At 68.8% G+C, this 23,152-nt stretch carries 21 protein-coding genes, 1 tRNA gene and 2 pseudogenes; 15 read left to right on the forward strand and 9 right to left on the reverse strand.

Going from position 1 to position 23,152, the window contains the following annotated elements; translation table 11 throughout:
- The first annotated feature begins 148 nt into the window (after positions 1 to 148).
- Both CG723_RS12895 and CG723_RS12900 read left to right on the forward strand, forming a co-directional pair.
- Positions 149 to 661, forward strand: coding sequence for a hypothetical protein (locus CG723_RS12895; RefSeq protein ID WP_100593405.1), 513 nt, complete (start codon positions 149 to 151; stop codon positions 659 to 661).
- A 103-nt stretch (positions 662 to 764) separates the two neighbouring features.
- Complete coding sequence (locus CG723_RS12900; protein WP_159032443.1) at positions 765 to 1,655, forward strand: ribosome-inactivating family protein; 891 nt, start codon at positions 765 to 767, stop codon at positions 1,653 to 1,655.
- A 195-nt stretch (positions 1,656 to 1,850) separates the two neighbouring features.
- On the opposite strand, the gene CG723_RS12905 is transcribed toward CG723_RS12900, so the two are convergent.
- The gene (locus tag CG723_RS12905) at positions 1,851 to 2,645 is read right to left on the reverse strand and encodes a phytanoyl-CoA dioxygenase family protein (protein WP_100593407.1); all 795 of its coding nucleotides are present in this window, start codon (positions 2,643 to 2,645) and stop codon (positions 1,851 to 1,853) included.
- Between the two features lie 35 nt (positions 2,646 to 2,680).
- Here CG723_RS12905 and CG723_RS12910 point away from each other — a divergent pair, with 35 nt between their 5' ends.
- Positions 2,681 to 3,574 (forward strand): helix-turn-helix domain-containing protein, encoded by an 894-nt coding sequence (locus tag CG723_RS12910; protein WP_100593408.1) that lies wholly within the window; start codon positions 2,681 to 2,683, stop codon positions 3,572 to 3,574.
- A 95-nt stretch (positions 3,575 to 3,669) separates the two neighbouring features.
- Positions 3,670 to 4,299, forward strand: coding sequence for a hypothetical protein (locus CG723_RS12915; protein WP_199841735.1), 630 nt, complete (start codon positions 3,670 to 3,672; stop codon positions 4,297 to 4,299).
- Here the strand turns inward: CG723_RS12915 and CG723_RS12920 are convergent.
- Positions 4,287 to 5,141 carry a helix-turn-helix transcriptional regulator gene (locus CG723_RS12920; RefSeq protein ID WP_100593410.1) on the reverse strand — a complete coding sequence of 285 codons (855 nt, stop codon included), beginning with the start codon at positions 5,139 to 5,141 and terminating at the stop codon, positions 4,287 to 4,289. The two genes, CG723_RS12915 and CG723_RS12920, sit on opposite strands and share 13 nt — an antisense overlap.
- Before the next feature lie 189 nt (positions 5,142 to 5,330).
- Between CG723_RS12920 and CG723_RS12925 the strand changes: the two genes are divergently transcribed.
- The gene (locus CG723_RS12925; protein WP_234374271.1) at positions 5,331 to 5,813 is read left to right on the forward strand and encodes a hypothetical protein; all 483 of its coding nucleotides are present in this window, start codon (positions 5,331 to 5,333) and stop codon (positions 5,811 to 5,813) included.
- A 324-nt stretch (positions 5,814 to 6,137) separates the two neighbouring features.
- Here CG723_RS12925 and rox read toward each other — a convergent pair whose 3' ends face one another.
- On the reverse strand, positions 6,138 to 7,565 hold the full coding sequence (rox, locus tag CG723_RS12930) for a rifampin monooxygenase (protein WP_100593412.1): 1,428 nt from the start codon (positions 7,563 to 7,565) through the stop codon (positions 6,138 to 6,140).
- A 488-nt stretch (positions 7,566 to 8,053) separates the two neighbouring features.
- Positions 8,054 to 9,229 (reverse strand): epoxide hydrolase family protein, encoded by a 1,176-nt coding sequence (locus tag CG723_RS12935; RefSeq protein WP_100593413.1) that lies wholly within the window; start codon positions 9,227 to 9,229, stop codon positions 8,054 to 8,056.
- A 103-nt stretch (positions 9,230 to 9,332) separates the two neighbouring features.
- On the opposite strand from CG723_RS12935, the gene CG723_RS12940 reads away from it, so the two are divergent.
- Both CG723_RS12940 and CG723_RS12945 read left to right on the forward strand, forming a co-directional pair.
- Complete coding sequence (locus CG723_RS12940) at positions 9,333 to 9,908, forward strand: CGNR zinc finger domain-containing protein (protein WP_100593414.1); 576 nt, start codon at positions 9,333 to 9,335, stop codon at positions 9,906 to 9,908.
- Between the two features lie 157 nt (positions 9,909 to 10,065).
- Positions 10,066 to 10,236 (forward strand): annotated as a pseudogene (locus tag CG723_RS12945) (ISL3 family transposase); the annotation flags it as partial.
- 164 nt (positions 10,237 to 10,400) lie between these two features.
- Here the strand turns inward: CG723_RS12945 and CG723_RS12950 are convergent.
- The gene (locus CG723_RS12950; protein ID WP_100593855.1) at positions 10,401 to 10,898 is read right to left on the reverse strand and encodes a hypothetical protein; all 498 of its coding nucleotides are present in this window, start codon (positions 10,896 to 10,898) and stop codon (positions 10,401 to 10,403) included.
- A 251-nt stretch (positions 10,899 to 11,149) separates the two neighbouring features.
- Here CG723_RS12950 and CG723_RS12955 point away from each other — a divergent pair, with 251 nt between their 5' ends.
- A complete protein-coding gene (locus tag CG723_RS12955) occupies positions 11,150 to 11,488 on the forward strand; it encodes a hypothetical protein (RefSeq protein WP_100593415.1) in 339 nt (112 codons plus the stop codon).
- A 76-nt stretch (positions 11,489 to 11,564) separates the two neighbouring features.
- A pseudogene (locus CG723_RS47505) lies at positions 11,565 to 12,076 on the forward strand (hypothetical protein).
- Between the two features lie 42 nt (positions 12,077 to 12,118).
- Here CG723_RS47505 and kdgD read toward each other — a convergent pair.
- Positions 12,119 to 13,045 carry a 5-dehydro-4-deoxyglucarate dehydratase gene (gene kdgD, locus CG723_RS12965; RefSeq protein WP_100593416.1) on the reverse strand — a complete coding sequence of 309 codons (927 nt, stop codon included), beginning with the start codon at positions 13,043 to 13,045 and terminating at the stop codon, positions 12,119 to 12,121.
- A 201-nt stretch (positions 13,046 to 13,246) separates the two neighbouring features.
- The gene (locus CG723_RS12970) at positions 13,247 to 14,428 is read right to left on the reverse strand and encodes an L-talarate/galactarate dehydratase (protein WP_100593417.1); all 1,182 of its coding nucleotides are present in this window, start codon (positions 14,426 to 14,428) and stop codon (positions 13,247 to 13,249) included.
- A gap of 206 nt (positions 14,429 to 14,634) precedes the next feature.
- Here CG723_RS12970 and CG723_RS12975 point away from each other — a divergent pair, with 206 nt between their 5' ends.
- Positions 14,635 to 15,510: a LysR substrate-binding domain-containing protein gene (locus tag CG723_RS12975; protein WP_100593418.1), complete on the forward strand. Its 876-nt coding sequence runs from the start codon at positions 14,635 to 14,637 to the stop codon at positions 15,508 to 15,510.
- 31 nt (positions 15,511 to 15,541) lie between these two features.
- Here CG723_RS12975 and CG723_RS12980 read toward each other — a convergent pair whose 3' ends face one another.
- Positions 15,542 to 16,303, reverse strand: a complete 762-nt coding sequence (locus CG723_RS12980) for an IclR family transcriptional regulator (RefSeq protein ID WP_100593419.1) — start codon at positions 16,301 to 16,303, stop codon at positions 15,542 to 15,544.
- A 149-nt stretch (positions 16,304 to 16,452) separates the two neighbouring features.
- Here CG723_RS12980 and CG723_RS12985 point away from each other — a divergent pair, with 149 nt between their 5' ends.
- From CG723_RS12985 to CG723_RS13005, 5 genes are all read left to right on the forward strand, one after another.
- The gene (locus CG723_RS12985) at positions 16,453 to 17,412 is read left to right on the forward strand and encodes a 5-dehydro-4-deoxyglucarate dehydratase (protein WP_199841736.1); all 960 of its coding nucleotides are present in this window, start codon (positions 16,453 to 16,455) and stop codon (positions 17,410 to 17,412) included.
- 96 nt (positions 17,413 to 17,508) lie between these two features.
- Positions 17,509 to 18,846, forward strand: coding sequence for a gluconate:H+ symporter (locus CG723_RS12990; RefSeq protein WP_100593420.1), 1,338 nt, complete (start codon positions 17,509 to 17,511; stop codon positions 18,844 to 18,846).
- A gap of 40 nt (positions 18,847 to 18,886) precedes the next feature.
- Entirely contained in the window at positions 18,887 to 20,224 is a 1,338-nt protein-coding gene (locus CG723_RS12995) for an enolase C-terminal domain-like protein (protein WP_100593421.1), read from the forward strand.
- A gap of 60 nt (positions 20,225 to 20,284) precedes the next feature.
- Positions 20,285 to 20,358, forward strand: a tRNA-Met gene (locus tag CG723_RS13000).
- A 270-nt stretch (positions 20,359 to 20,628) separates the two neighbouring features.
- On the forward strand, positions 20,629 to 21,918 hold the full coding sequence (locus tag CG723_RS13005) for a YhgE/Pip domain-containing protein (protein WP_100593422.1): 1,290 nt from the start codon (positions 20,629 to 20,631) through the stop codon (positions 21,916 to 21,918).
- A gap of 35 nt (positions 21,919 to 21,953) precedes the next feature.
- On the opposite strand, the gene CG723_RS13010 is transcribed toward CG723_RS13005, so the two are convergent.
- Positions 21,954 to 23,096: a hypothetical protein gene (locus CG723_RS13010; RefSeq protein WP_159032444.1), complete on the reverse strand. Its 1,143-nt coding sequence runs from the start codon at positions 23,094 to 23,096 to the stop codon at positions 21,954 to 21,956.
- Positions 23,097 to 23,152 lie beyond the last annotated feature (56 nt).

Below are 23,152 nucleotides of genomic sequence, written 5' to 3' on the forward strand. Positions count from 1 at the left end.
ATGTCGATCACCGATCCCTAGCGTTTCAGTCGCATTGATCACCCATCGACAGCGAGGTGAAGTACGCATGTTGTTCGGCACGCGAGGTACGGGAAAGGCTTCTTCCTTACAGGCCGGGGCGAACCCGCCCCGGCGGCGGGCCGCGGTCATGGCCGGGGTGCTCGCGAGTGTGTCCGCGGTGGCGCTGGGGACGGCTTCCGCGGCGTCGCAGGGTTCGGAGGAGCCGACGACGGCCGCTGTGCAGGCGGCTCCGGCGGCCGATTCGGCGCGTGAGCACTGGCGGCCGCCGACGGTCCGGAGCGATGGTCCCGAAGACCCGCACCCAGGCAAGATCAACACCGACTACCTGATCAGTGAAGTATCGCCGGCTCAGTTCAGGGGTTATTGGTACCAGTCCCACGTCAAGGGGGTCAGTGTCACCTGGGTGGCGCCCTCGGGGCGGGATCCGTACAACGGCTGGGACTGGATCGAGATCCAGGACAGCAACGGCAAACGCGTCACGTGGGACTGGGCCTGCGGCAACGCCAACTGCGGCGCGTACGGCTCGACCCTGATCGACGCGAACCTGACGAAGGGCGCGGAGTACAAGGCCCTCTACTACAGCGACGGGGGCCGGGTCACCAGGGGCACGCTGCAGGCCGAGTTCGAGTTCTGGGCCTGACATGGGAGACACCGAAGAGATGACGCGAAGGGTTGAACGGGCCGAACGGTCTGAACGCGGGCCGGGGCGGCGTCGGTTGGTCAGCGCGGCTGTGGTGGTTTCGGTGCTGGCGGGCACGCTGGGCGCGGGAGGGGCTGCCACCTACGGCGCACCGGCCCGGACCGGGCAGGACCACAGCGCCCGGGCCCAGCCACAGCCCCAGGAACAGGCGCACCCGAGGGCAGTGACCGAGGACGAGGATTTCGCCGACCTCTACACCCGCACGGTCGCGAACGTCCGCAACGCGATGCTGGGGGACGAGAGCGTCCGACGGCCCGGCGCCGGCCACCTGATCCAGAACCCCGACCCCAATGCCTTCCAGTCGATCAACATCGGACGGTTCACCGAGGACGAGTTCATCCTGGGCGGCATGGTCCGAGGAGTCTTCCGCCGGTCCGACAGCTATCTGCTGGGGTTCTACGTGGAGAACAGGGACGCGAGCCGCCGGGTCTTCTACACGTTCACCGAGCAGGTGGACGGCCGCACGCGGGACATGATTCCGGGCAACGTGTACCCGGGTGTCCGCAGGGAGCACTTCGGCTGGGGCGTCAACTACCGGAATCTCTCCGGAACCACGATCAGCCGGGGCCGCCTGCGGAACGCGGTGCGCGACATCTTCCATCATGACCCGAACACGAGCACCCACACGCTGGCGACCGGCGTCGAGGCGCTGGCCGTGGCCCTGGCCGAAGGGGCGCGGTTCCAGGCGATTCCCGCGTACATCACCCAGGCGATCCGTGGCGGGAGGGACTGGGAGGTGCGCAGCCACGCGGACGAGATCACGAGCTGGGACCAGCGGTCCCAGGTCGTCATTCAGGCACGCGCCGCCGACCCGAGCGGTACCGGCGAGGTGTGGCAGCAGCGCCGTGAATACCGGTGGAACGGGGCCTTGGTGCTGCTGACCGCGCTGGATCTGGCCCGCCGGATGTACCTGATCAAGCCGCCGCAGCGCTGACCCCGTCACCGAGGGCGGCCGCCGCCGTGCTCCACCTCGTGCCGGAGGATGCACTGCTGCCAGTGGGCCAGTGCTGCGGCGCGGTCGCCCCGGCGTCCTCTGCGGTGAGGATGAGCGCGTCGGCGGCCCTCGCGGCCAGACGTGGGGGAGGGCGTGCCAGGCCCCGCGAACCCGGCATGATCCGAACGAGAGCCGTTAGTGCGGCGACGTGACCGGGAACTCCGTACCGCAGGGGCCGCCCCCCTCCGCCTCGGCCAGGAAGACCTCCTGGCCCTCCAGCGTGAACGTGCGGTAGTGGCGGGCGATACGGCGGGCCGAACGCGGGGCGTAGTGGCACACGAAGCTGCGGCGGAACCGGTCCGTGGTCGTGTTCGGCTCGGAGCCGTGGACCAGGCTGCCGTTGAAGAAGAGGACGTCGCCCGGCTCCATGTCGACGGGCACGCGCGCGAGGCCCGCCGGCGGTGGCACGTACTCCCTCGTGAAGTACGTGTCGGGGTCGGCCTCCTCGGGGCAGAAGAGGTCCATGAGGTGCGTGCCGGGGACGACTTCGAGCCCTCCGTTGTCGCGGTCCACGTGGTCGAGCGCCACCCACGCCGCGACGCAGGTGCCCGGCTCGACCCGCAGATAGAAGTTGTCCTGGTGCAGCGCCTGCCCGCGGGCGCCGGGAGGCTTGAAGTACAGCATGCTCTGCGCTGCTATCGGCTCCTCGTCGATCAGCTCGGCGACGATCGTGGTGATCCTCGGGTCGAGCAGGTAACGCATGGCGGTGTCGTCGATCAGGTGGGGGTGCATGATGCGTGGGTACTCGCGCAGCGGATCGTGCGGGCCGTTGGGATTCTGCGCCGACGGCTGGAAGTGACCTGGTACGGCGCCTCGTTGGGGATATTCCATGAAGCTGTCGGTGAGCGCGGCCACCTCTTCGCGTGACAGGAGCTGGCGGGCGATCGCGTAGCCCGAGGCCTCGAAGGTCGAGATGTCGACTGTGTTCATACAGCGACCGTAGAATCGCGCCGGTGTGCCAGGCTATGCGCGTGTCCGCCACAGACCTTCGTGAAACTGCTGCGCCGCCCTCGGGTGTCCTGATCGTCGGCCGCTACGACGGGCAGCCCGACTACGCGGTCCGCAGGAAGGCCGGCGCCCCGAGCTGGCTCCTGTTGTGGACGGAGTCCGGTGCCGGTCACGTCCGCCAGGGTGGCGCCGGGACGGTTGCGGGACCCGGGAGCCTGGTGCTGCTCGCGCCGGGTGTGCATCACACCTACCGGACCGCGCCGGACGCCGAGCACTGGGGGCTGTGGTGGGCCCACTTCCTGCTGCGCCCCGGCTGGGAGCAGCGCCTGCGCCCGTACGACCTCGGCAGCGGCTGCCACGTGATGCCCGATGTCCACCCCGGAGCCCGTACCGGCGTCGCCGCGGCGCTGCGACAGGCGCACGCCGACAGCCGCTGGACCGGCGCCGGCGCTCCACCGCGCCCGGTGAGCGCCACGCGCCGCACCGTCCCGGCCTCGGTGGCGACGGGCCCGGACGCCGCCGCGCTGGCCCTGGGCTCCGTGGAGCGCGCCCTGCTGCTCGCCACCTCCCCGTCCGGCGTCACCGGCCCCGGCGACGCGCGCGTGCGCCGCGCCCAGGCCCTGATCGACGCCGACCCGGCAGCCGCGCACACCGTTGACTCCCTTGCCGCGGCTGTGGCCCTGTCACCCTCACGGTTCGCCCACCTGTTCGCCGAGGAGACCGGCTCCACGCCGATGCGGGCCCTGCGGGAGGCGCGGCTGCAGCATGCGGCGTGCCTGCTGACGGGTACCGAACTCACCGTGGCCCAGGTGGCCGCGGCCTCGGGCTTCGCGGGGCCGTTCCACTTCAGCCACGCGTTCCGCGGCAGGTACGGATCGCCTCCGAAGGAATACCGGTCCGCCGCCGGATGAGGACCGGCCCACGGCACGGACGCGGTGTCACGCATGCGCGGACAACATGGCTCGGCGGCCCCCACAGCCGGCCCGGCGATGGCAGAGTCTCGTCCATGCCGACCTTGACGACACCGCAGCGCAGACGGTGCGCCGCGCTCGCACTCCTGCTGGGCGCTGCTGCCGTGACGCTGACCGGCTGCGGCGAGGACCACGCCGCGGACACGGCGGCCGGACTGCCGACCTCGTCCGAGAGTTCCAGCCCGCCTCCCTCGCCTTCTTCCGCCACGACGCCTTCTTCCGCTTCCCCCTACGTGGAGCCCGGAGTGGTCGACGGCGCGCCGCACATCGGCGACAACAACGCCTACCGCCGCGCGGGCGACATGTCGCCCGCCGGTGAAAAGGACGCTCGGCGGGAAGCCGCCCGCATCGAGCCCGTGCTCAAACGCCTCTGGGGGCAGAAGGAGTGGGACCCCGAGAGCGTCCGCGCGGCACTCCTCAAGCTCGGTTACGCGCAGGAGGGGAGCGGCGACGGGGGCGAGCGGGCCGGCGGGACGCTGACCGTACGGGGGATGGACGCGCGCTACGAGACCGACCAGTACGTCACGCCCGAAGGCGCGCAGGTCGGCCTTCGCGTGCATGCCGACGCATGCGTCACGGCGTTCGTGCAGGAGACGAACTACGAGGTCGGTGTCAATGGCCCTTACATGGAGACCGGTTGCTTCGAGCCGCCCTACGGCCACTGAGCGCCCAACTGGTGTCCGGCGAGTGTCTGGGTGCCGATGACGCCGAGGAGCGCGAGACGTTCGGCGTCCTGGGTGCCGGGCTCGGCGGTGTAGATGATGATGCGCAGGCCGGTGCCCGCGACGCTGAGGATGTCGCAGTCGAGCGTCAGGGCGCCCACCTCGGGATGATCGATGGTCTTGCGCGACGCCGCGGCCTGCCCGACGGCGCCGGAATCCCACAGCTCGGCGAACCGGTCACTGTTTGCGCGCAGTTCCGCGATCAGGCGCCGCAGCCGCTGGTCCTGCGGATAGCGGCTCGCCGCGGCACGCAAGTCGGAGACCTGTGCCGTCTCGAGCGCGCGCAGAGACTCAGGCGTGTGGCGAACGCGGCCGGCGGCGCCGAGGAAGTTGCGCCACACCGCGTTGCGCTCGTCGCCGTGCCGCTCACCCATCAACGCCGTGTACAGGGGGTTGGCCAGCAGCAGCGTCCAGGTGGCGTCGGAGACCGCGACGGGCGTCCCGGTCAGCCGGTCCAGCATCCGCTGGACACTCGGCGTGATGAAGGCGGGCACCGTGCCCTGCCCCGGCGGTACGAGCCCGGCCAGGTGGAACAGGTGCTCACGCTCGGTCGCGGTCACACGCAGCGCCCGGCCCAGCGCCTCGACGACCTGCTCGGAGGGGTTGGTCGCGCGGCCCTGTTCGAGGCGGGTGACGTAATCGACGGAGATACCGGCCAGCAGGGCGAGCTCCTCGCGGCGCAGCCCGGGCGCGCGCCGGCCACCGCCGACGGGCAGCCCGGCCGCCTCCGGCGGGACGCGGTCACGCCAGCGCCGCACCGTGTGCCCGAACTCCGTGGTCGCCATGACTCCACTGTGCACCGCCCGGCGCGGATCTACCTGGTACTGGGAGTCCCACCCGGCGAGCGCAAACCCGTGACGATCAGGCGATGACCACAACCTGTTGCTGCCTTCGAAGGTCTACTCCGGGCAAGGCGGCGAGCTGCGCTCCATGAACTCGTCCGCGCCGAACGCCTGTGAAGGGTGCCCTGGCTCGTGTTCGTCTTTCTGGCACTGCCCGCTCTGGTCGCGATCCCCGTCTGGGTCGTCGCTGTGGTCGTCAAGTTCGTCTCCGTCGCCCTTCCCGGCCGCCGGGCGGACTGGTCCCTGGATCTGCTGCGATGGTGTGCCGCGATGGCGGCGGCAGCGGCAGCCGGCCTGTACGTGCTGGGGCTCGGCGCGGTGCAGCTGTCCGAACACGAGTCGGAGAGCGGCGCCTCCTCGTCTCCGGCGCCCTCGTGCCGCGACGCCGTCGACGACAGCACCCTCCAGCACCTGGTCGGGCACCGGACTTCCTATGTGCCGCTGCGCTTCGACTGCGTGCTGGACGACGGAACCACGTATCCCAGCAGCAGTGGCTACGCGTGGCTGAACGGCCTCACCGCCGCCTTCGGTGTGACCGCCGGCCTACTGGTGGTGACGGCCGGGTTGGTCACTGAGGCCAGGGCCCGGGCTCACACGAACGGAGCTGGCGTGTGAGCGTGGGGGGCGAGACGTACGGGGCGTGGAGACGCGGCGACTGAGGCGCGAGCCGCGCGTCGAAGGGATGGTGAGCCGGCCATGACGGACGAGCTCCAGGCCGCGTGCCGGCGTGATGCAGTAGCCGGTCCAGGCGATCTCTTCGCGGGCGATCCAGCCGATTCCGTCGCTCATCCTCTCCTGTGCAGGTCGCGGGGGACAACCCATGGCGGCCGTCCCCCGCGCCGCCCCGTCGCGCAACCGACGGGGCCGGTGCTACTGAGGTGCTGCCGCCACCTGCTGTCTCACTTCACGATTGCCGCGCTCCCGTCCGAGCCCGCGCGCTCAACTGGCAGCAGTACCGAACCACTTGGACAAGTGGCTGAGCAGATCCGGCTGATCCTCGCCGACCCACGCCACGTGACCGTCCGGCCGCAGCAGTACCGCGGGCACGTCCAGTTGCTCGCTGACGTCGACGACGTGGTCGACCCGGTCCGCCCAGCCCTCCACCGAGAGGCTGCCTGTCCGGTCGAGGAGCAGCCCGCGGCCGTCGTGCATCAGCTCGTACAGGCGGCCCCGCTTCAACTCCACGTCCCGCATTCGACGGCCGAGCAGTTCGTGGCCCTCGCCGAAGTCGTAGCTGACCCCGACCGCGGTGATGATCCCGGTCACGTACCGGTTCACCTCCTCGAAGTCCATCAGCTTCGAGAGCAGCTCCCGCAGCGCGGCCGCGCCCGGATCGGTGCCCAGCAGGGTGATCTGCGCACGGGTGTTGTCCAGCACACGGGCACCCACCGGGTGCCGCTCGGCGTGGTAGGTGTCCAACAGCCCTTCCGGCGCCCAGCCGTTGACCGCTGCGGCTAGTTTCCAGCCGAGGTTGAAGGCGTCCTGGACGCCGAGGTTGAGCCCCTGCCCGCCGGTCGGCGGGTGGATGTGTGCCGCGTCGCCGACAAGGAACACCCGGCCGACCCGGTAGCGCTCTGCCTGCCGGGTGGCATCGCCGAACCGGGACAGCCAGCGCGGCGAGTGCACGCCGAAGTCGGTGCCGGCGATCGCCAGCAGCTGCTGCTTGAAATCGTCGAGGGTCGGCGCGGTCGCACGGTCCTCGGCCACTTCCGCGGCGGGCACGCTGATGCGGTATATCCCGTCCCCCTGGGGGATGAGACCGAACCGCAGTTGAGTCTTGCGGACTTCCTCGACGACGGCGGCAATCGCCTCCGGATCCTCGGTCGCCCCCATTTCGCCCAGCAGCGTCTCGACCGTGGCGGGCTCGCCGGGGAAGCCGACGCCGACCTGCTTGCGCACCAGGCTGCGGCCGCCGTCGCACCCGACGAGGAAGCGCGAGCGTAACTGCGTGCCGTCGGTCAACTCGACGGTCACCCCGTCTTCGTCCTGGCTCACCACGGCCACCTCACACCCGCGCCGGATCTCGGCGCCGAGTTCGAGCGCACGCTCATTGAGCAGCCGCTCGGTGACTGGCTGCCAGGCCTTGACGCCGAACGGGTGAGCGGTGTCCAACTGGTCCGGCCACGGCTTGATGATGCCGCCGAAGAGACCGCCGACGCTGAACTTCTCGCCGACCTCGAGGAACCGGTCCAGCAGGCCGCGCTGGTCCATCATCTCCACGCTGCGCGCGTGCAGGCCCTGCCCGCGGGACTCCTTTGTCGGCTCGTTCAGCTTCTCCAGCACGACCACGTTCACGCCGTGCAGCCGCAGCTCGCTGGCCAGCATCAAGCCCGTCGGTCCGCTGCCCACAACGATGACGTCGATCATGAAATCCCCTACGTGACGAGTTGAATATGGGCCGGGCGGTCCGCGAAGCCCGGCAGCGATGACGACGATGACGGCGATGGCGAGGTTCACGTATGCCCCATACGTGAACAAAGTTCATGTACTACGCGAATCTCTGACTTCCGCAGGTCGTGGCCCAGGCCGGCCATTCTGCGGCAAGACGGGGGCCTTGCCGCAAGGCCCCCTGTGCGCTATATGTTGAAGAGGGCAAGGGAGTGAACACTCTCCTTGCCCTCTGTCGTTTGCTGGGCAGTCAAGGTCGGTCAGGCCTCCATGACGACCACGGCAGCAGTCCCGGCGTCCACAACGTCAGTGCAACGCAAGCCCGTTGACTTGGCCAGAGAGCCACCGGGTCGCCCGCGTGTAGCCCGGCCGAACTGAATTTCTTGTATCTGCCCGACAGCTTCCCGACCGAGTTCATCGGGACGGCAGCACGTGGGCGGTGAGCGAGTGCCGGTACCCAGCCGCGTTCACCGATTAGCGGCCAGCACTGCCGCGAGGCCCTCTTGTAGATCTTTCACGAAATACTCGGGAACCTCCAGCGACGGGAAATGCCCCCCGATTTCGGGCGACCTCCATCGGACGATCTGTCGGTACCGCTCCTGTGCCCAGGCACGCGGAGTGCGCGACTCGATGTCGCGGGGATACATAGTGATTGCTGACGGGACGTCGACCCGAAGTTCGGGATCGAGCGAGTTGGGGCTTTCGTAGTAGATGCGGGCCGCCGATGCGCCGGTCCGCGTCAGCCAATACAGGGTGACGTCGTCAAGAATTCTGTCTCTTGAAATCGTCTCGAACGGGCTGTCTTCGGTGTCTGACCACTCGGCGAACTTGTCAAGGATCCAGGCAAGAAGCCCGACCGGTGAGTCGACGAGCGAGTAGCCGATGGTCTGCGGTCGGGTCGCCTGCTGCTTCGCGTACGCCCGGTGATGGCGCCAGAAATCGCGGGTTTCCTCGGTCCATTTGCGCTCGACCGCCGTCAACCCGTCCGTTGTCAACCCGGGCGGTGCCAACGCGAACGTTGTGTGGATGCCGAGCACGTGCGCCGGGAACCTGCCGCCGAGAACCGTGGTGACATTACCTCCCCAGTCGCCGCCGTGGGCTGCGAACTTGCTGTAACCGAGCCTTCCCATCAGTTCCACCCATGCGGCCGCGATCTTTTCGATTCCCCACCCGGTGGTGGCCGGCTTGTCGCTGTAACCAAAGCCTGGTAGCGACGGGACCACGACGTGGAACGCCGGCGCGTCTGCATCCTTCGGATCTGCCAGCTCGTCCACTACATCGATGAACTCGGCAATGCTGCCTGGCCAGCCGTGCGTCAAGATCAGCGGAGTGGCATCTGCGCGCGCGGATCGGAGGTGCAGGAAGTGGATTCCCAGACCATCAATGGTCGTGCGGAACTGGCCGATTCGGTTAAGGCGCGCTTCGAACGACCGCCAGTCGTACCCGGTGCGCCAGTAGTTCACGACCTCCACGAGGTCGGCGAGAGGAACGCCCTGTTCCCATCGGCGGGGGTCGGGCGCGGCGCGATAGACCGTCTCGGCCTCCGGCAGCCGCGCCGCGGCCAGTCGCGCGCGCAGATCGTCGAGGTCAGCGTCAGTTGCCTGGGCTTCAAATGCTTGCACGTCGCTGCTTGGACGGGGCATGAGACCTCCTGGCCATCGTGGAACCGGCTGCGAACCAGTGCGAACCGGCTATGGCGGTTCTACCGTGCCTTCATGCCGGCGTGCAACCGGCTAAGGTGGTTCCATGCGTGCTGGGTTCCCTGACTTCCGCCTCGGTAGCGTGCTGGCGACCAGCTTCACGGGGACTCTGTCGGAGCGTCATGGCAACGCCGTCGAGCGCATTCCCACGCCGCACCGACTTGTCGACTGGCTGGCAGCGAACGGCCTCGCCGTGGCGTCCTGCACGACTGCTCAGCTCGACCTCGCTCGGGAACTGAGGGAGTCGATTCACGCCGCCGCGACAGCGGCCGCGATCCAGGACGCTCTCCCTGCGTCTGCTGTCCAAGTCATCAATGACTGCAGCACTCGGGGTCGGGCCGCGGCGATCCTGACGCCCGAGGGTGAGCGGCGATGGCGGCTCAGCTCGGCTTCCTGCGTGGAAGATGCCCTCAGCGTGATCGCCGCCGACGCGATCAGCATCATCGCAGGCGAGCGAGACGGAAAATTGGCCTTGTGCGCATCACCGACCTGCCAAGCCGCCTTCTTCGACACCAGCCAGAGTCGCACCCGCAAGTGGTGTGACATGAACACGTGCGGGAATCGTCAGAAGAAGGCGCGCTTCAATGCCAACCAGCGCAAAAACCCCAGATCGGCGGAGTGACCGCTACCTCGGTACATCCGAACGGGCCCCACGCCTGCGACACATCTGTCGCGTCGGGTCCGCCCCAACGGCACCACTGAGAGCCATCCGGCGCCTTCGATCAACGTCCTCAATCAGTACGTCTACGTGTACTGATCGGCGACGTCCATCGGCTCTTCGCCGCACCCTGCACACCGGCGCGGGCTTTCTCACCGAGAAGCAGCGCACCCGACTGGAGGCGGTGTTCGCCGTCGAGGAGCACGTCGAGGTCGAAGCGACCTGGGGCGTCTACCAGCGGACCATCGCTGCCTACCGGGATCTGGACGAGGCCAAGGGAAAGAAATTGATGCAGTGATTCAGACCCCGCCTGCGCCCTCGAATGCGATGAGCCGATAAAGCGCGGCCCGTGAGATTGCGATCGACGGCCGTGCTTTTGAATGCCCCTGTGAAAGGGAGATGCGCGTGGCCCGTACCGGACGTCTCCGGTACGGGCCACTGCCAGGCGGGCGCGGGCTAGTTGACGGCCGCCAGGTCGGTGATCTTGCGGGTCTGGAGGTCCGACTGGACCTTGATCTTGGTGACCTCGGGGTTGGCGCCGTCGCTCCAGGTGAGCGTGACGAGCGAGGTCGCGTGGCCGGCACCGGAGCCCGTGTAGTCGACCTTCCACTTCACGGGCACGTTCTGCGCGAACAGGATCCCGTCGGCGTGCTCCTTCGCCTCGAACGCGGCGACCTTCTTCTGCGCCGCCGCCGACAGGTAGAAGGAGCGCAGTGCCTTCGCGTTGGCGCCGGCGGCCGGGTCCTCGTTGTCCCAGATCGAGTCGATGTACGCACCGTAGAAATCGGCGACGCGGTTGGTGGTGCTTCGCGGGTCGCCCTGGGACGGCGCGGGGGCGGCGACAGCCGTGGTGTGGGCGGACGTGCCGGCCAGGGCCGGGGTGATCGCGGTGAGGGAGAGCGTGGCCGCGATAGCGGCGGAGGCGAAGAGAGCGGTGCGAGTGCGAGCGTGCATGGTCGGTGAAACCTTCCCCGTCATTCGGTGCCGCAGTGAATCCTGCGGGCTCCTGGTCACGGGATAAGACTGCACTCGCGGTCCGCCAGTTCCAGCATTCATAGAATTCTTTTTGCGCGTCGCCGCGCGAATGGCATTCATAAAATGGTTGTGCGGTCGGATGCAAAAAAGACGGCAAAATCGCGCCGGCGTGCAGGGGTCTGAGTATCCGTACTCAGGCCAGGATCCGGTCGGCGCGAAAGCATGGGGACGTGTTGGGTTGGGTGATCGATCTTGTCTTGGCGGTGTTGGTCACCGGCCTCGAAGTGGCGGCTCTGGCGTTGTTCTGGTTCCGGGAGAGCCTGAAGGTCTGGGCGACGCAGGGGAGTTCCGTTCCCGGCGGGACACGTCGGATCGTCGTGGTGCTGGGTGCCGGCTCAGCGCTGCCCGGCCTGGCCGCCGTCGGCTTCTTCGAGGTGGACTTGCGGGCGGCAGCCGTCTCGCAGGCTCTGGTGGCATCGGTGCTGGGCTCGATACTCGTGCTGGGCCTCGCGACGGAGGCCGGCCGGTCGATCTCCCGGTACCGGCGAAGACGAAGCGCGGAACGCTAGTTGGTCTGCGCGAGGGTCGTGGCGCAGGCCGGCGGCGAGCTTGTCCGTACGGCCGGTGTCTCCGTAGGTTGACCCGATGGGCCTCTTCGACAAACTGACCGGCACCAGGCATCCCGACGCCGGTGTCATACCGCGCCCGGCCGGAGAAGTCCGGGCCGCGCTGCTCGCGATCAACGGGCCCGACGTGCCGTACGTCGTACGTAATGGCACCCCGGCCGAGGGTGCCGACCTCGTCGCCGAGTGGCGGGTCATGGAACCGGCCTGGCGCACCTTCTTCTCGCGGAGCCAGATGAGCCGGACGCTGAAGACGAGGATGCGCCTGGTCCCGGAGAGCAATGAGGTTCGCGCGCTCGACGAGCAGTGGGAGGTCACGTGGGTCGGGGACACGCCCAGGCTCGCCCGGTCACGTGAGTACTCCCGAGGGCAGGTGACCACGGTGAGCCGGCAGTGGGAGGTCAAGCGGGGGTCCGACGGCCGCCTGCACAAGACGGAGGTGTTCCGCTTCGACCCCGCGGAGATGAAGGCACCGTTGCGAACGCGATCCTCGGTGCGGGGTGGACGTGGCGCGGAGTGGTGTTCAAGCTGTGACCGGCGGCCCGCCACATCGGTGGCGGGCACTCCGACGGGACGTCAGGCCGTGGGCAGGCCGTCGATCAGCGCGGCGAGCTCGGCCAGTTCGTCCGGAGTGAGATCGGTCAGTGGCGGTCGGACCGGGCCCGCGCTGTGGCCGACCGCGGTCATGCCCGCCTTCACGATGCTCACCGCGTAGCCGGGCCGCCGGTTGCGGATCTCGGTGTACGGCAGGACGAAGTCGCCCAGGAGCTTGATGACGGTGTCGTGCTTGCGCTCGCGGACGGCGCCGTAGAACTCGAGGGCGAACTCGGGCAGGAAGTTGAAGATGGCCGACGAGTACGTGGTGACGCCGAGTTCGAGGTAGGGGAGAGCGAACGTCTCCGCTGTGGGCAGGCCGCCGATGTAGGTGAGGCGCTCGCCGAGGCGGGCGTAGATCCGCGTCATGGTGTCGATGTCGCCGACGCCGTCCTTGTAGCCGATGAGGTTGGGGCAGCGGTCGGCGATGCGGGCGAGCGTGGGTGCGGTGTAGACGGCGTTGGCGCGGCTGTAGACGATGACGCCGAGCGAGGTGGAGCGGCACACGGCCTCGACGTGGTCGGCCAGGCCCTCCTGCCCGGCCTCGGTGAGGTACGGCGGGAAGAGCAGGATGCCGTCGGCGCCCGCGCGTTCCGCGGCCTGCGCGTACTCGACGGCCGTACGTGTGCCGTATCCGGCCGGGGCCAGGATGGGCGTCGACTCGGGGGCGCTCTGCACGGCTGCGGCGACGACACGCTCGACCTCGGCGCCCGTCAGCGAGAAGAACTCGCCGGTGCCGCCGGCGGCGAACAGGCCGCCCACCTCGTACCCGGCCAGGCGCGTGATGCTGTCGCGGTAGGCGCTCTCGTCGAAGGAGTGGTCGTCGGCCGTGAAGTGGGTGACGGGGAAGGACAGCAGGCCGGATCCGATGCGCCTGCCGAGCTCTGACGGGGTGTAGGACGACGTCATCTGCGTTCTGCTCCTGGAATCGAGGTAGGGCGTGATGGGTGCCCCTGGTGACGACGCTACGAGCAACGACTCATGCCGGTCCAACACTGATTTCGCATCCGGTGATACAGGATCGGTATTACGCGAGCGGGGGAGGTGCGGGCATGCGTCCGGCGCCCCCTTGAGGGGGCGCCGGACGAGTGAGCGTTGCGCCATGAGGCGTCAGTGGCGCTTGCCGGCCTCATGGGTGGCCTGGGTCCAGGCGCGGGCCTGGTCGGTGAGGGTGATGCCGAGGCCGGGGCGGGACGGGACGTGCATGCGGCCGTCGCTGATGGTGAGGCGCTCGTTGAACAGCGGCTCCAGCCAGTCGAAGTGCTCCACCCACGGCTCGATCGGATAGGCGGCCGCGAGGTGGAGGTGGATCTCCATGGCGAAGTGCGGTGCCAGCTGGAGGTTGTGGTGCTCCGCGAGCGCCGCGAGCTTGAGGAACTGCGTGATGCCGCCGATGCGCGGGGCGTCGGGCTGGATGATGTCCGCCGCGTTGTTGCGGATCAGCTCCCAGTGCTCGGCCACGCTGGCGAGCATCTCGCCGGTGGCGATGGGGGTGTCGAGCGAAGCGGCGAGCGCGGCGTGCCCCTGGGCGTCGTAGGCGTCGAGCGGCTCCTCGATCCAGACGAGGTCGAACTCCTCCATGGCCCGGCCCATCCGCTGGGCGGTCGGCCGGTCCCACTGCTGGTTCGCGTCGACCATCAGCGGGGCGTCGTCGCCGATGTGCTCGCGGACGGCGGTCAGGCGGCGCAGGTCCTGCTTGCGGTCGGGGTTGCCGACCTTGATCTTGATGCCGCCGATGCCACTCGCCAGGGAGGCGGACGCGTTGTCGAGCACCTGCTCGGTCGGGGTGTGCAGGAAGCCGCCGGAGGTGTTGTAGCAGCGTACGGAGTCGCGGTGGGCGCCCAGGAGTTTGGCCAGCGGCAGGCCCGCGCGCTTGGCCTTGAGGTCCCACAGGGCCACGTCGTACGCGGCGATGGCCTGTGTGGCCAGACCGCTGCGGCCCACCGAGGCGCCGGACCACGCCAGCTTCGTCCAGATCTTGCCGATGTCGCTGGGGTCCTCGCCGAGCAGATCGTCGGCGATCTCCCTGGCGTGGGCGAACTGGCCGGGGCCCCCGGCCCGCTTGGAGTAGCTGAAGCCGATGCCCTCGTGCCCCTGCTCGGTCTCCAACTCCACGAAAAGGAACGCCACTTCGGTCATGGGCTTCTGACGTCCGGTGAGGACCTTGGCGTCGCTGATCGGCGTGGCCAGCGGCAGCGTTACGGAGGAGAGCCTGATCCAGGAGATCCTGTCGAGCGTCGCCTCGCCTGCGACGTGCGCGGCGTTGGTGGTCGTGTGGGTCTTCGTCACCACTGCGTGTCCCTGGGGTGTGAGGCGGATGCGACCAGTCGGCGGGCTGTGCGCGCCCGGTCGTGTCGGCGGGTGGGGGCGGGCTGATGTCGGCGCGGGCGGCTGCCGGCCTGCGGCCGACGGAGGCGTTGATTCCCCTTGAAGCTAAAGTCGGCGATTGATCCACGTCCAAGACCAATTTTGCATGCGCTGATACCCGGAGGGAATCATTGTTCACGCTGGCACAGCTCGTGAGCTTCGTGGCGGTGGCCGAGGAACTGCACTTCACCCGCGCCGCGGAGCGCCTCCAGATGACGCAGCCCCCGCTGAGCCGGCAGATCCAACTCCTCGAGCACGACCTCGGAGTACAGCTCCTCGACCGCACCAACCGGTCCGTGCGGCTCACCCCGGCAGGCCGGACCTTCCTCAACGAGGCGCGCCACATCCTGCGCCAGTCCGAGCACGCGGCCCTCGCCGTACGGCAGGTGTCGGCCGGTGAGGCCGGCGCCATCGCCATCGGATTCACGGCGGCCAGCGCGAACTCGGCCCTCGGCACCCTGCTCGAAGTGGCCCGCTCGGCCATGCCTCGAGTGGAGGTCGTGCTGCGCGAACTGGTCACCCGCGACCAGCTGGAGGCCATCACCGAAGGCTCCCTCGACCTGGGCATGATCCGCCCCGCGAACACCGGGCCCGATCTGGAGACCCGGCCCGCCGTCAGGGAGGGTCTGCTCGCCGCTCTGCCCACCGGTCATCCGCTGGCCGCGCGCGAGGGCGATCTGCGCGTGGAGGACTTCGACGGGGAGCAGGTGCTGATGTACTCGCCGGTCGAGGCCCGCTACTTCCACGAGCTGCTCGTCAGCATCTTCCGCGCGGCCCAGGTCGCACCCGTCTTCACCCAGTACCTCAGCCAGGTGCACAGCATTCTGGCGATGGTGAACGCCGGCTGGGGCATCGCTCTGGTCCCGGAGGCCGCGGCTCAGATGAGGTTCAGCGGGATCACGTACAAGCCGCTGTACCTGAGGGAGCCCAAGCCGGTCGAGCTGAACCTGGTGTGGCGCAAGAACAACGACAATCCGGCGTTGGAGGCCCTGCTCCGACACCTGTGACGAAGCTCAGAGCTCACCCCGGCGCACCGACTCACCGCCAATCAGGCGCCCCCGAGCGAGGCGACAACAGCGCCTCGATCTTCGTCTGTACGTCCCGCATCACGGCGACGACGCGTTCCTGACGTTCCCCGGTGAGGCGGGCGACCGGGACCGAGCAGCTGATGGCGTCGACCGCCGGCACGTCATACCGCAAGGCGAAGCCGAAGCCCGCGATGCCGGTCACCGTCTCCTCGTGGTCGAGGGAGTAGCCCCGCTCGCGGACCTCCGTCAGGTCGGCGAGCAGTGCGGCGCGGTCGGTGTGGGTGTTCTCCGTGAGAGCGGTCAACGGGCCGTCGCCGAGCGGTAGTTCACTGTCCGCACGCTCCGCGAGCAACGCCTTTCCGAGGGCGCCGGCGTGCGCGGGGACCCGGCGGCCGACACGGCTGATCGTGCGCAGGTACTCGTGGGACTCGCGGGTCGCGAGATAGACGACGTACGGACCGTCGAGCCGCGCCAGGTGGATCGTCTCGCCGAGCGCGTCCGACGCCTCGTCGAGGTACGGGCGCACGGTACGCACGTGGGGGTCACTGTCGAGGTAGCTCGTACCGGTGAGGAGGGTGCGGATCCCGATCCCGTACAGCGAGCCGGTGGTGTCCGTGCGCACCCAGCCGCAGTCGACGAGGGTCCGCAGGAGTTGGTACATGCTGCTGCGCGGCACGTCCATTTCCTCGGCGAGTTCGTCCAGGCGCGCGGGCCGGTCGTCCCTCGCCGCGAGCAGCTCCAGCAGCGCGACCGTGCGCAGTGCCGACTTCACCCCGCGAACCCCTGATGTCACTTGTGTCCCCCCGCTTCCCGGTGCCGGTCATCGTAAATCGGCGGCGCTTCACCCATTGACCCGGCCAGTTCACCGACTTAGCCTCCATTCTCATACATGGACGTCATCTGCATATGGGGATCAGATCTATGAACGAGATCGGTAGGCAACCCGAGGATGTCGCGCGGAGGCTGCGTGACGGGATGGCGAAGGGGGTGCTGTCCTTTCCGCTGACGAGCCTTCGGGACGACGGCAGCCTGGATCTGGACTCCTACCGGACCTATCTCACCGCCCAGTTGGCCAACGAGCCGGGCGTGGTCTTCCCCGCCTGTGGAACGGGGGAGTTCTTCTCGCTGAACGAGGAGGAGTACCGGGCTGTCCTCAGGGTCACGGTCGAGGTCGCCGACGGGCGGCTGCCGGTCGTCGCGGGCATCGGCTACGGCTGGTCGCAGGCGCTGCGGTTCGCCCGGATCGCACAGGAGGAAGGCGCGGACGCCCTGCTCGTGCTGCCGCACTACCTGGTCGGTGCCCCGCAGGACGGGCTGGTGGAGCAGTTGCGCCGGATCGCCGCGGGCACCGGGCTGCCGCTGATCGCGTACCAGCGTGACCAGGTCACGTTCGACGCCGACGCCCTGCGCCGGATCGCCGAGATCCCCACCGTCATCGGTCTGAAGGACGGGCACTCCGACCTCGACCGGCTCCAGCGCCTGACACTCGCCGCACCCGACGGCTTCCTCTTCTTCAACGGAGCCGCCACCGCCGAGATGCAGGCCCGCGCCTACGCAACCGTCGGCGTGCCCGCCTACTCCTCCGCGGTCCACGCCTTCGCGCCCGAGATCGCGAACGCCTTCTTCACCGCACTGCGCGCGGGCGACGACGAGGCGGTGAACAAGCTGCTGCGCGACTTCTACGTTCCCCTGGTGGACCTGCGCGACCGTGTCCCGGGCTACGCCGTCTCCCTGGTCAAGGCCGCGGCACGGCTGCGGGGTCTCCCGGTCGGCCCCGTACGCGCCCCGCTCACCGACCCGTCCCCGGCCGACCTCGCGGATCTCGAGAAGGTGCTGGACGCCGGGCTGAACCTCGTCGGAGCCGTGCGGCGCGTCAACTGACCGTCAAGCGCACGTAGTCGAAGCCCTGACCGCTTCGACGCGCTCCCCCCCCCGTAACCGCCCGACTCGCGCTCCACAGTTCAAAGGGGAACTGACTTGCCTCTCGTCGTAGTGGGAATCAGCGTTCTGATTCTGCTCTTCCTCATGACCAGGCTGAGAATGAACGGGTTCGCCGCCCTCCTCCTCGTGGCGATCGGCGTCGCGCTGGTGCAGGGGATTCCGGCGGCGACGATCCCTGACGTCCTCTCGGAGGGCATCGGCGGCCAGATCGGCGACACGATGCTGACCATCGGCCTCGGCGCCATGGTCGGCCGCGTCATGGGGGACTCCGGGGCGGCGCAGCGAATAGCCAACCGGCTCCTCGACGCCTTCGGGCCGCGCTGGGTGCAGGTGGCCATGGTGGTCACGTCGATGCTCATCGGCGTCACCATGTTCTACGAGGTCGCCTTCATCATCATCGTGCCCATCGCGTTCACCCTCGTGCGGGTCACCGGCGCGAAGCTGCTGTGGGTCGGGCTGCCGATGTCCATCGCGCTGTCCACCATGCACAGCTTCCTCCCGCCGCACCCCGGCCCCACCGCCGTCGCCGCGACCTTCCACGCCTCCGTCGGACACACCCTGTTCTACGGCCTCTTCATCGCCGTACCTGCCGGAGCGCTCATCGCCCTCGCATGGCCGCGCCTGCCGTTCGTCAGGGCGATGAACCCGTCCATCCCCAAGGGCCTGGTCAGTGACCGCGAGTTCACCGACGAAGAGATGCCCGGCATGGGCTGGTCGCTGCTCGTGGCTCTCTTCCCCGTGGTCCTGATCGCGGGCGCCGCGGTGATCGACATGGTCACGTCCGGCGAGAGCCCGCTCCTGCACGCGGTCGCGTTCATCGGCTCGGCGCCGATCGCGCTCATGCTGACGCTGCTCCTGGCGATCTGGGCCTTCGGGCCGCGCATCGGCCGCAGCCTTACGGAGGTCAGCGCCTCCTGCGCCTCGGCGGCTCAGGCGATGGCGATGATCCTCCTGGTCATCGGCGCCGGCGGCGCCTTCAAGAACGTCCTCGTGGAGGGCGGAATCGCCGACTACATCAAGGACGTCACGGACAGCTGGGCCATCTCGCCCCTCATCCTGGCGTGGCTCATCGCGGTCATCCTCCGCGTCGCCCTCGGCTCGGCGACGGTCGCCGTCGTCACGGCGTCCGGCGTGGTGCTTCCGCTGCTCGCGGGCAGCGGTATCCACCCCGAAATCATGGTGCTCGCCGTCTCCTGCGGGTCGATCGCGTTCTCCCATGTGAACGACCCCGGATTCTGGCTCTTCAAGGAGTACTTCAACCTCTCGGTCATCGAGGCGATCAAGGTCAGGACCACGTACACGACGGTGCTCGCGGTGCTGGGCCTGGGCGGCGTACTTGCCATGGAATGGGCCCTGGACGTCCTGAGCCTGTGACACACATCAACCCACACACCTTCTGACCACAGGAACCGCAATGACCTTGAGCAAGCAGCCGACCGTCACCGCGTTCGCCGTGTATCCGGTCGCCGGCCGGGACTGCATGGAGCTGAACCTCTCCGGCGCGCACGGCCCCTACTTCACCCGCAACGTCGTCGTCCTCCAGGACTCGGAAGGCCGCACCGGCCTGGGCGAGGTGCCGGGCGGCGAGAAGATCACCCAGACCCTGCGCGACGCCGAGTCCCTCGTGGTCGGCGCGAAGGTGGGCGACTACAAGCGCGTCCTGGGCGAGATCGGAGCCAGGTTCGCCGACCGCGACTCCGGCGGACGAGGCGCCCAGACCTTCGACCTGCGCACCACCGTCCACGCCGTCACCGCCGTCGAGTCGGCGATGCTCGATCTCCTGGGCCAGCACCTCGAAGTCCCCGTCGCGGCACTCCTCGGCGACGGCCAACAGCGCGACTCCGTAAGGGTGTTGGGCTACCTCTTCTACGTCGGTGACCCCGGCCGCACCGACCTGGAATACGTCCGCGAACCCGACGTGGCCGTCGACTGGCACCGCGTCCGGCACGAAGAGGCCCTGACACCCGAAGCGATCGTCCGCCAGGCCGAAGCCGCGTACGACCGGTACGGATTCCGTGACTTCAAGCTCAAGGGCGGTGTCCTGGAAGGCGCCGAGGAGGTCAAGGCGGTACAGGCGCTGAAGGACCGCTTTCCCGAGGCCAGGATCACCCTCGACCCCAACGGCGCGTGGTCGCTGCGCGAGGCGATCGAGCTCTGCACGCCCCTGTCCGGCACCCTCGCCTACGCCGAGGACCCCTGCGGAGCCGAAGGCGGCTACTCAGGCCGGGAGATCCTCGCCGAGTTCCGCCGCGCCACGGGCCTGCCCACCGCGACCAACATGATCGCCACGGACTGGCGCCAGCTCACCCACGCCCTGGCCCTCCAGTCGGTCTCCATCCCTCTGGCCGACCCGCACTTCTGGACCATGCAGGGCTCGGTCCGCGTGGCCCAGCTCTGCAACGCGATGGGCCTGACCTGGGGCTGCCACTCCAACAACCACTTCGACATCTCCCTCGCCATGGTGACCCACTGCGGAGCCGCCGCTCCCGGCGAGTACAACGCCCTGGACACGCACTGGATCTGGCAGGAAGGCCTGGAGCGCCTCACCACCGCCCCGCCCCGGATCGTCGACGGTGAGATCGCCGTGCCCGACGCCCCGGGCCTGGGCGTCCAGCTCGACATGGACCGGCTCCTCGCGGCCCACGACCTCTACAGGACGAAGGCCCTCGGCGCGCGCGACGATGCCATCGGCATGCGGTATCTCGTCCCGGACTGGCAGTTCGACAGCAAGCGTCCGTGCCTCGTCCGCTAGCGCTCGGCGGGCACATGGTCATGGGGACCGGCTGCGATGGCGTAGGGTGGTGTCTACCGACGCGGGGTGGAGCAGCTCGGTAGCTCGCTGGGCTCATAACCCAGAGGTCGCAGGTTCAAATCCTGTCCCCGCTACTGACGGTCAAGGCCCGGATCCTTCTGGATCCGGGCCTTGCTGTGTCTGGAGCCGATGCGGGATGCGGGCCCGGTCACGTGGCGGGGTGGGCACACGGGCCGGACTGCTGGTGCAGGCACCTGGAAGACCCCTGGTCGTACGTCCTCGGCCGTGTTGGTCGTCGCGGACGGCTGTCGCGGCAGAGAAGGTGACAAACGCACCTCAATCGCGCCTTTCCGGCGACCCTTAGGTGCAATCGCCCGGCCCGGCGCCGCGAACCGAGGAGAAGCATGGACGACGACAGCGCACCCCGCCACGCCGCAGCCAAGGCGCGCGCCTCCGCACTCGTGCGTCGCCCGAAGCTGTGGCTGGTACCCACCATTCTGACCGGGATGCTCGCACTGCTGCTGTCCCTGCTCTACATGGGTGGCATCGTGAACCCGAACCGCGACTTGCAGAACCTGCCCATCGCGCTCGTCAACTCGGACCGCGGCAAACCCCTGCCGGGGCAGAGCCGGAACCTGGGGACGCAGGTCGCGCAGGCCGCCCTCGCCAACACATCCGGCGGCAAGGTCGACTGGCATCCGCTCACCCGCGGCATGGCCCAGGACGAGCTGGAATCGGGCAAGGTCTACGGTGCCCTCGTCATCCCGCCGGACTTCACCGACTCCATCGGCGCGCTCGGCACCAGCAGGGCCACGCAGCGGCCGACGCTGACCGTGCTGACCAACCCCGGCATGGGCAGCCTCGGCTCCTCCCTTGCCGGCAGAATCAGTACGACGGCAGCCGAGCAGGCCTCCCGGACCATCGGCAAACAGCTGACGGAAGCCAACGCCGACCGACAAGTCACGCCCACCGCACGCCTGTTGCTCGCCGATCCGATCAGCGTCACAACGCAGGTGGGGCACCCCATCGGAGACCACAGTGGCCTGGGCCTGAGCGCCTTCTACTACACCCTGCTGCTCGTCCTGACCGGGTTCCTGGGCGCCAACCTCACCAGCATGGGCGTCGACACCGCTCTGGGCTACGCCGACAGTGAGATCGGCCCCTGGCACGCCCGCCGCCCCACCGTGCCGATCAGCCGTACGCAGACGTTGCTGCTGAAGATGGTGATGAGCGCCGGCATCACGCTCCTCACGACCACATTGATCATGCTGGCGACCGTCGGGATCCTCGGCATGGACGCCTCATACCTGCCGCTGCTGTGGGTCTTCTCCTACTGCGCCACCCTGGCGGTCAGCCTGGGCGTCCAGGCCATCAACGCGGCCTTCGGCGGGATCGGGCAGCTCGTGTCCATGTTCGTGTTCATCGTCCTGGGGCTGCCGTCGTCGGGAGCGACCATTCCGCTGGAGGCGGTCCCCGGTTTCTACCGCTTCCTCGGCATTTTCGAACCCATGAGGCAGCTCAGCGGCGGGGTCCGCTCCATCCTCTTCTTCGAAGCGCGAGCCGATGCCGGTCTCCTGCGCGCCTGGATCATGATCGCGGTCGGCTCCGTCATCTCCGCGGTCTTCGGGTTCGCGATGACCCGCTACTACGACCGTAAGGGGCTGCACCGCCTGACCCCGCAGCCGTCCGAGTGACCCACGCGGGGGATCGGCAGGTGAAGGTCCGGGACTTACGCGGCCTTCACAACCTCGCCACGTACCGCCGCGGACCACTCGATGACGAGAACTTCGTACTCCCGGCGCTGCTCTGCGCTCAACCGGCCACCGCTGCACAGCATCAGGCAGCGAATCTCTTCGTTCAGATCGTCGGCGGACCGCACGGAACCAGGGATCGGAGTGGTGGACATGTGAAGAAGCCTAGAGGGTCGGTGTGACAATCGGCGTCGCTGTGCCGCGGGGCGGAGGTCGGGAGTTGCCCTGCGGTCGGCCCTGACCTGGGAAATTGGGCTTGGAGTCGGCCACTCCGCGCGAAACTGTGACCTTGGCCTCACGTAGTGTCGCGGCACTCTGACACGCTCAGGAGGGCGAGTTGGTGTCCGCGTCGGTGCCGTCGTTGCCGGGCTCGGGGTCGGGCGCCCGGGGCGTTCGGCGGGCCACGACACCGCCAGGCTGATGACGGCCGTCACGGACACGGCGAGCCCGCCCAGGCTTGTGATCGCGCCGGAAATCCACCGCCACGCCTGATTCACCCATGCGAAGCGGTGACCGGGCCGGGCCGCCACCTCGACGTGGGCCGTCGCGGGCGGTTGTTCGAAGAGCACGGTGTCGGTGTCCTCGTAGTAGGCGGTGACCGTCACGGAGAGAGTGACAGTCCCCGCCTTCTCGGCGCTCACCTCCCACAGCCACGTCGCCGTGTCCTTCTCGGAGATGACGTTCTGGCGCTCCGACGACAGCGGCGTGCACCGCACTTGGGCACCCGAGCAGTGCAACTTCACGCCGATCTGAGCACCCGCGCTGGTCGGGGAGTGCGTCTCACCGGCTCCGTCCGAGCGCCAACTGCCCAGGATCTGGGCCCGGTAAGGGACTGGATCGCCGCCGGCCACAAGATGCAGCGACTTCGTACTGGTGCGGACGAGTTCACCTTTGAAGAGCTGCTGCCGCGCTTCGTCGATCTCGTCGACATAGGCCTGCTGTTTACCTCCGTCGGGGTGGCCGTTCCCGGGTTCGCCGCCGCGGCCGAGGATCAGGAGCAGCCCGGAGACCAGGGCGATCAGAACCGCGTGCACCGTCCACGGGAAGCAGCCCGAGCCAAGGCTCATTGCGACCGGTGCCGGAGAGTGCGGCGGTGGCTCGGGCGCCGTCTGTTCGGCCATGGCTCCCTCGTCCCCCGTACGTGTCGACCGCTCCCCGGCCCGCCTCCGCAGGCGTC

This window comes from Streptomyces sp. CB01635 (genome assembly GCF_002803065.1).
Lineage (GTDB): Bacteria > Actinomycetota > Actinomycetes > Streptomycetales > Streptomycetaceae > Streptomyces.